This window comes from Enterococcus sp. C57, assembly GCF_040887305.1.
GTDB classification, from domain to species: domain Bacteria; phylum Bacillota; class Bacilli; order Lactobacillales; family Enterococcaceae; genus Enterococcus_B; species Enterococcus_B hirae.
In genome coordinates, this window is the sequence record NZ_JBFOFP010000011.1 from 73,429 (window position 1) to 79,428 (window position 6,000).

Annotated in this window: 6 protein-coding genes; 5 read left to right on the forward strand and 1 reads right to left on the reverse strand. The window is 35.7% G+C overall.

Features of this window, described 5'->3' with window-relative positions:
- The first annotated feature begins 68 nt into the window (after positions 1–68).
- Positions 69–1,559 (forward strand): helix-turn-helix domain-containing protein, encoded by a 1,491-nt coding sequence (locus AB5M32_RS12635; RefSeq protein WP_178286879.1) that lies wholly within the window; start codon positions 69–71, stop codon positions 1,557–1,559.
- Positions 1,560–1,612: 53 nt separating this feature from the next.
- On the opposite strand, the gene efp is transcribed toward AB5M32_RS12635, so the two are convergent.
- The gene (gene efp, locus AB5M32_RS12640; protein WP_010720208.1) at positions 1,613–2,176 is read right to left on the reverse strand and encodes an elongation factor P; all 564 of its coding nucleotides are present in this window, start codon (positions 2,174–2,176) and stop codon (positions 1,613–1,615) included.
- A 357-nt stretch (positions 2,177–2,533) separates the two neighbouring features.
- Here efp and AB5M32_RS12645 point away from each other — a divergent pair, with 357 nt between their 5' ends.
- The 4 genes from AB5M32_RS12645 (at position 2,534) to AB5M32_RS12660 (ending at position 5,967) form a co-directional block, all read left to right on the forward strand.
- The gene (locus tag AB5M32_RS12645; protein WP_178286881.1) at positions 2,534–3,451 is read left to right on the forward strand and encodes a PLP-dependent cysteine synthase family protein; all 918 of its coding nucleotides are present in this window, start codon (positions 2,534–2,536) and stop codon (positions 3,449–3,451) included.
- A 56-nt stretch (positions 3,452–3,507) separates the two neighbouring features.
- Positions 3,508–4,656, forward strand: coding sequence for a cystathionine gamma-synthase (locus AB5M32_RS12650; RefSeq protein ID WP_053765858.1), 1,149 nt, complete (start codon positions 3,508–3,510; stop codon positions 4,654–4,656).
- A gap of 163 nt (positions 4,657–4,819) precedes the next feature.
- Positions 4,820–5,278: an S-ribosylhomocysteine lyase gene (locus tag AB5M32_RS12655; protein ID WP_178286883.1), complete on the forward strand. Its 459-nt coding sequence runs from the start codon at positions 4,820–4,822 to the stop codon at positions 5,276–5,278.
- 218 nt (positions 5,279–5,496) lie between these two features.
- Positions 5,497–5,967, forward strand: coding sequence for a glutathione peroxidase (locus AB5M32_RS12660; protein WP_178286885.1), 471 nt, complete (start codon positions 5,497–5,499; stop codon positions 5,965–5,967).
- Positions 5,968–6,000 lie beyond the last annotated feature (33 nt).

The following is a 6,000-nucleotide window of genomic DNA, read 5'->3' on the forward strand; positions in this document are numbered from 1 at the left end:
ATATTTACAAGATGATAAAGATGAGTTAATAATAATAATAATACTAAATTAGAAAAGATGGTGATTTATTGATCGAGCAATTATTGTTAGATGATCATTCGCGAGGAAAATTAGCTGTTTATGGTCAACTATTGACGTTATCTCCAGGAGAGCACTTGATCGATAACCTAAGAGAAAACTTAGAAACAACAATCAGTATGGTTAAACTAAAAAAAATCCTTGTTTCTATTCAAGAAGACTTGGAAAAGATAAGTAATAAACAATTATTAACGGCTAAAAATAAGTTGATCATTCGTGAAAGAATGATCCATTACAATCAATATCAAAATTTTTTAACCACACAAAGTATCCCTTATCAGTTATTGCTTAGTATCATCAAGAAGCAAGATGAAGATCTTGCTTCTTTTTGTCAACGCAACTATATTAGCCGTTCCACTTGTTTTCGCCAAACCAAAAAATTAGCGCAGTATTTTAAAGACTATCATATCACTATGAACTTAACGAACTTAACACTAACAGGTTCGGAAATGCTGATCCGGATTATGTTTTTTAACTTTTTTTGGTTTGTTTCATTAGGTGAAAGTCTAGATGATCTCTATTTTAGCGATGATTTAAAAGCACTATTTGAGTTATACGAAGCGGAACACCTGAAAGATAAATATGCAATCGGCAAGAAGCAAGCTATGCTCCATTGTAAAATCAATCTTTTACGAATTAAAGAGGGTCATTTCACTGATATTTATGAATTAACTCCCACTTCTTTTATCCCTAGTGGAACAGATCTTGAATTTTTTTATGATTTCTTTCAACTTGCTAATTTGAAGCTCGATATTTTAGAAATCAATTCCCTTTTTTATTTGTTCTATTATTGGCCTTTTCTAAATTCCAAATCAGATGTCCAATTACCAATCGTTGAACATTCTTATCTGCAGGCGAACAACCATTTAAAAAAAGTCTTGGAAGAGTTTGAAACGCATTGTCAAAAATATATTAGTAATTTCAACTTTCATGAAGAGCCTTCCCTTCATGCGAATATCTACCTTTCATTGTTGAATTTTACTGTATTCAAACAAAAAATCCCTTTAACAACCTTTTTTATTTCTACGTATATCCAAAAGAAATATCCTATGATCCAAATTTTAGCTACTAAAGTCGAAAGTTATTGGAAAAAGATTGCGAATCGTAAAAACTTCCTTTGGTTAAAAAATTGTAGTAGTGAATTAGCTTTCATCCAAGCTTGTTTACTTTATCCGTATTATACCAAGCTGGAAGAAGACTATAAATTGAAAGTTGGCTTTATCAACGTTTCAGAATACTTGATCACTTATGAGATATTTAATCTAGGTGAAAAGATTCCTTTTATCGAGATTGAAAAAGCCCATCTGCCACTCACGAAACAGTATGATTTTTATATTATTGGTTCACCCTTGCTTATTCCTCCAGAGCTAGACCCAGCAAAATATGCGGTCATTGATTTTTGTCGTTACAATGATTTTGAAACGGCATTGTATCAACGACTTTCACATGCCCACCATGAAAAATTAAAAAAACAGCTATAAATAAAGGCTTTTGCTCAAGTATCCTACTGGATCTTGAACAAAAGCCTTTATTGTTATTTTGATGCACGTTTTACGTATGTGCCTTCTGTTGTATTGATTTCAAGTAGTTCATCTGTTTCGATGAAGTCTGGAACGTTAACGACTAAACCTGTTTCCATTGTAGCTGGTTTACCAGAACCAGTCACGGTTGCTCCTTTAATTGAAGGTTGTGTTTCAACAACACGCAAAACAACCGTTGTTGGAAGTTGAACACCAATCACTTCGCTGCCGAAGAATTGAATTTTTACTTCCATATTTTCTAAAATATATTTCATTTCTTCTTCTACAGTCTCTACTGGAATTTCATATTGTTCATATGTTTCAAGATCCATAAAGAATGCTGTGTCGTCCATTGTATATAAATATTGTACTGGTTTCGTATCAATATGTGCTTTTTCAAACTTTTCTTCTGGTCGGAAAGTTGTGTCATATGTTGCTCCTGAACGAACATCTTTTAGTTTCATACGCATCACAGTGTTTCCTTTACCAGGTTTGTGGTGGCTTGCGTCTAAAACTTTAATTAATTTACCGTCTTGAACAAATGTCATACCGGCTCTTAAATCACTTGCTGAGATCATTATTTTTGCTCCTTCTTAACTTAATCATAATCAACTTTATTGTATCAGACAACTGCTTAGAAAACTAGGGAATTATCTATTTTTAAGTTTTACTCTTTGACTTTCTCGTTTAATCATGCTATTTTTAATGAAATTCATTTTTGGAGGGACTTCACATGACAAACAGCAAATCAAAACAAATGAATATTTGTTGTTGTATGGTGCATAAAAGCAGCATACGATTTGTCATGTCTATTAATAGCCCTTCATAAATTGGTATTGCCTTCTTCCGTTTTCCAATACTTATTTCATGATTTTTTCAAGGAGCTGATTTAATAGTCAGCTCCTTTTTATATTCTATTTTTTTAGGAGGGAATTATGATCATTACAACAATCACCGAAGCAATTGGTTCCACCCCGTTTTTTAAATTTACTGCTAAAGATTATCCTATGCCCCAACATTCAGCTATTTATGCAAAATTAGAGTATCTGAACCCCGGCGGAAGTATCAAAGATCGACTCGGTCATTATCTGATCCAACAAGGGATTCAAACCGGACAGATCACAAAAGAGACAACAATTATTGAACCTACTGCTGGTAATACTGGAATTGGTTTAGCATTAACTGCTTTAAGTTATTCTATCAAAACAATTTTTGTCGTTCCTGAAAAATTCAGTATGGAAAAACAACAAGTGATGAAAGCATTAGGTGCAACAATCATCCACACACCAAGTGAACTGGGCATCGTTGGTGCGATTGAAAAAAGTAAAGAATTAGCGAAAACCATTCCTCACAGCTTTCTACCAATGCAATTTGAGAATTGGGCGAACCCCATGGCCTATTATCAGACGATCGGACCGGAAATTAGTCAAGAACTTACAGAACCAATCACTAGCTTTGTAGCGGGGATTGGTAGTGGCGGTACGTTTGCGGGCACCGCTAAATATTTAAAGGAACAAAATGCAGACATTCGTTTAATTGGTGTCGAACCAGAAGGCTCAATTTTGAATGGTGGTACTGCTCATAGTCACAAGATCGAGGGAATTGGAGTTGAATTTACCCCACCATTTCTTGCTGATATCACCATAGATGGTTTTGAAACGATTTCTGATCAAGAAGGCTTTGCTTACACGAAGCGACTAGCCAAGCAACAAGGAATACTAGTTGGCAGTTCTAGCGGCGCTGCTTTTGCGGCAGCCTTACATGAAGTCCAACGATTACCTTTAGGAAGTTCAGTGGTAACTATTTTCCCAGATGGAGCAGACCGTTATTTGTCAAAAGGAATCTATTCATAAAAACAAATAGTCGTTTTGTCCGAAATCCAGATATAAAAAATTAGGAGGAACAAATAATGCATATTCAAACAAAACTAATACACGGCGGAATCAGTGAAGACCCTACTACTGGAGCAGTTAGTGTTCCGATCTATCAAACATCCACTTATCGACAAAATAGCGTGGGAAATCCCAAGCAATATGAATATTCTCGTTCTGGGAATCCCACACGTTTTGCCCTTGAAGAATTGATTGCTGAGTTGGAAGGTGGAATCAAAGGATTTGCTTTTGCCTCTGGATTAGCCGGTATTCATGCAGTCTTCTCTCTTTTTCAATCAGGAGACCACATTTTATTAGGCGATGATGTTTATGGTGGTACTTTTCGACTCTTTGATCAAGTCCTAACCAAAAGTGGTCTGGAATATACAATTGTCGATACGAGTGATTTGGCACAAGTAGAGCAAGCCATTCAACCCAACACAAAAGCACTTTATTTAGAAACACCAAGTAACCCGTTATTAAAAATCACTGATCTCCAAAAAAATAGTCAACTAGCAAAAAAACACCAACTGATAACAATTGTTGATAATACTTTTGCCACCCCTTATTTCCAGAGACCACTTGACTTAGGGGCAGATATCGTCTTACACAGCGGAACAAAATATCTCGGAGGACACAGTGATCTCGTTGCAGGTTTGGTTACTACAAATAATGAAACCTTAGCGGATGCTATCGGCTATTATCAAAATGCCATTGGCGGTGTATTAGGGCCACAAGACAGCTGGCTACTTCAAAGAGGAATCAAAACATTAAGTGTACGAATGGCAGAACATCAAAAAAATGCTTTTGCGGTCGCACACTTCTTAAAAGGACGTCCTGAAGTTGAACAAGTCTTTTATCCTGGTTTGGTCACTCATAAAAATCATGAAATTGCGCAAGCACAAATGAGTGGTTATAGTGGCATGGTTTCTTTTACACTAAAAAATGAACAGGCTGCGATTCCTTTCGTTGAATCTCTCCGATTGTTTATTTTGGCAGAAAGCTTAGGTGGTGTGGAAAGTTTAGTCGAACTTCCCGCAGTGATGACTCATGCTTCCGTTCCTAAAGAAAAAAGGGAAAAAGCAGGTATCAAAGATGGATTGATCCGCTTATCCGTGGGAATTGAGTATGAGGATGATCTTATTGAAGATTTAACTCAAGCATTTCAGCAATTAAAAGAAAATTAGCGAATGAAAGAAAAGATAAATTTCATTTCAGATTGCTACACCTACAAAGCAATAAGTGTTAGAATCTAATTGGAAGCACTGTGTTTATCGAAGTTTCTTCTAGTAGATGTGTACTTGATTCCGATAAACAAAAATGATTACCAATAGTTAGGAGCCTTAAGTCATGAAAATGAACGTAGAAAGTTTTAATCTTGATCACACAAAAGTAAAAGCACCTTATATCAGAGTAGCTGATAAAAAAACTGGGGAACACGGCGATGTCATTATCAAATATGATGTTCGCTTCAAACAACCTAATAAAGAGCATATGGATATGCCAAGTTTACATTCTTTAGAGCATTTAACTGCAGAATTGATCCGTAACCATGCTGATTATATTGTTGACTGGTCACCAATGGGTTGCCAAACAGGTTTTTACTTAACTGTTTTGAACCATGAAAGTTACGAAGATATTTTAGAAGTTTTAGAACAAACAATGAAAGATGTACTTGAAGCGACGGAAGTCCCTGCAAGCAACGAAACGCAATGTGGCTGGGCAGCTAGCCATACTTTGGAAGGTGCGCAAGCACTCGCTCGTGAATTCTTAGAAAAACGTGATGAATGGTCTCAAGTAGAAGCATAATTGACATAGCTATTGAGAAATCCATATATTCTCAGATATGTCATTTCAATGTTCTATAACAAATCGTTTCCTTATAAGCGATAAGCGAAACTTTTGACAAAGAGTCACAAAATAACCATATTTATCAGTAGAAGATAATTTTTAGCTAAGCTCTAAACGAAAACAAATGATTTTGTTTGATGTTTGGAGCTTTTAAACTATCCTGAGGAGGAAAGATGATGAGTATTTATAATTTTACGGTTACTTTAGAAGATGGAACCTCTTATTCATTAGATAAGTACAAGAACCAACCGATGATCATCGTGAATACCGCAACGAAATGTGGGTTAGCTCCGCAATTCGAGCAATTAGAAGAACTTTATGAGCGTTATCAATCTCAAGGATTAATTATATTAGGGTTTCCTTCTAACCAATTCAAACAAGAAGTTTCTTCTGCCAGCGATGCCGCTCAAGCCTGTCGAAATACCTATGGCGTTACTTTTCCAATGCATCAAATCATTGATATCAACGGTCCAAAAGCAGACCCTCTTTTCGACTATCTAAAAAAACAAGCCCCCGGCACATTATCAAATGCTATCAAATGGAATTTTACAAAATTTTTGATTGATAAAGAGGGGAATGTCGTTGAACGTTTTGCTCCACAAACGACACCTATGAAAATGACCAGTGCGATTGAAGCTGTTTTATAATATTGAACAACAAAAAAGCAGATGAATTTAATC

Bases quoted from the DNA above. Each gene is read 5' to 3' on its own strand.
- efp (WP_010720208.1), bottom strand. From the start codon at position 2,176: ATGATCTCAGCAAGTGATTTAAGAGCCGGTATGACATTTGTTCAAGAC.
- AB5M32_RS12645 (WP_178286881.1), top strand. From the start codon at position 2,534: ATGATCATTACAACAATCACCGAAGCAATTGGTTCCACCCCGTTTTTT.
- AB5M32_RS12650 (WP_053765858.1), top strand. From the start codon at position 3,508: ATGCATATTCAAACAAAACTAATACACGGCGGAATCAGTGAAGACCCT.
- AB5M32_RS12655 (WP_178286883.1), top strand. From the start codon at position 4,820: ATGAAAATGAACGTAGAAAGTTTTAATCTTGATCACACAAAAGTAAAA.
- AB5M32_RS12660 (WP_178286885.1), top strand. From the start codon at position 5,497: ATGAGTATTTATAATTTTACGGTTACTTTAGAAGATGGAACCTCTTAT.